Source organism: Pseudomonas syringae pv. cilantro (assembly GCF_001293775.1).
Lineage (GTDB): Bacteria > Pseudomonadota > Gammaproteobacteria > Pseudomonadales > Pseudomonadaceae > Aquipseudomonas > Aquipseudomonas syringae_P.
In genome coordinates this window covers 3,225-4,607 of the sequence record NZ_LGLN01000057.1, presented here as the reverse complement: position 1 = coordinate 4,607, position 1,383 = coordinate 3,225, and the positions used below count along the sequence as shown (strand labels likewise).

At 53.1% G+C, this 1,383-nt stretch carries 3 protein-coding genes; all 3 read right to left on the bottom strand.

What is annotated here, in order from left to right:
* Positions 1 to 148: 148 nt before the first annotated feature.
* Positions 149 to 676, bottom strand: a complete 528-nt coding sequence (locus tag ABJ99_RS14465) for a hypothetical protein (protein WP_054086390.1) — start codon at positions 674 to 676, stop codon at positions 149 to 151.
* 115 nt (positions 677 to 791) lie between these two features.
* Entirely contained in the window at positions 792 to 1,085 is a 294-nt protein-coding gene (locus tag ABJ99_RS27180; protein WP_003348565.1) for a type II toxin-antitoxin system RelE/ParE family toxin, read from the bottom strand.
* Positions 1,085 to 1,270 carry a type II toxin-antitoxin system RelB family antitoxin gene (gene relB, locus ABJ99_RS14460; RefSeq protein ID WP_080378164.1) on the bottom strand — a complete coding sequence of 62 codons (186 nt, stop codon included), beginning with the start codon at positions 1,268 to 1,270 and terminating at the stop codon, positions 1,085 to 1,087. Before relB ends, ABJ99_RS27180 begins: the two co-directional genes overlap by 1 nt.
* Positions 1,271 to 1,383: the final 113 nt, after the last annotated feature.

The window sequence follows — 1,383 nt, the reverse complement described above, 5'->3', positions numbered from 1 at the left end:
CACGCAGTCTCAAGGCGCAGGGCCTTGACCGCGAGGCGACCATGCATCTGGGGCCGGTGGCCAGCGACATGGAACGCCGCGGAAAGGCCTCTGATCGGGGCGATGGCAACCGGCAAGTTGCTGTGAACAACGCGATGCTCGAGCAGATTTAATGAAGGCCCGTGGATTTCTGAAGCTGTGACAACTGACGTAGCGAAGGCGAAATGACGCGCGCTAGCCATTTTTCATCCAAAGGCGGAATGGCACCTAATTGTTCTGCTATGTACACACATTGCAGCAAGGTTTGCTCCAGTAGCAGATAGGGCGCACCGGTTTCGTCTTCCGACATTTCCAAGAAAGACGGTGACGTCGTCGCCTTTGTGGCCTTCTTGGCATGTTCTGCGGCAAATTTCATATCCAAACGCTCTAGCCTCGACTCACTAGAGACCGTCACAACGGGTTTACCCCATTGCTTGTTAAGCTCGGCTTTGCTCCACCAGGTGGTACCTAACGGTGCCACCAGTTTCGCTTCCTCTAAACTCCATAGCGCGTCTAACATCTGCTCCAGACTGAGCATAACCATGCGCTCACCATTGACCTCCAATTCGAAGGCCAGCCGCTCTGGCGTATTGTCATCCTCATCGAATCGAACTCTGGTCGGCCAAGCTATCAATTTCAAGTCATCAGAAAGCTGCAATGTCCTCTCCTGTGATCATGGAAAAAAAGGGTCCGAAGAGCAATGGAATAGCCAACCAACTTAAGCAGCATCGAAGCATGAATACCAGCACTTCCCTGGAACGCTGGAGTGAGCACTACGCTAGTCCAGTTTGGGGATATTCTTGCCGTGCGTGGACGACGTTCACCACTTCTATGCGCGTTGAGGTGACGCGATAAAACACCAGGTAGTTAGGATGGGCAACGATCTCGCGCATTCCTGGGACGCGGTCACTTATCGCATACAGATAAGGATGTTCTGAAAGGGGCAGAACGATGCCACGCAAACGCTGCCATAACCTTTCGGCAGCAGCTATATCACGTGAACCTATGTATTCGATTATTGCCGCCAAATCGTTGTCCGCTGATTCTAGCCAGAAAATGGGTAGCATCAGGACACTCGGCGATGGCGCAATCGTGCCAACCGCTCTGCCATCCTTCTCTCGACTTCATCATGCGGGATAGCAGGGCGCGAGTCGGCCAGACTTGCCTCCACCTTCGCGCGTAGCCAGGCGGTGTAATTGGCCTCTAGCTCTTCAGTTTCAAACTCCGAAACGATAGGCGAACGATCAATCATAAGGATTTTCTCCATTTATCTCTGAGTGAGTTTACACCCGAGCGACTGACGAAGGAATTTTCGGCGGTTCCGGCGTGCAACCCCTTCTATGAGACGCCGCCCTTGTTGATCGC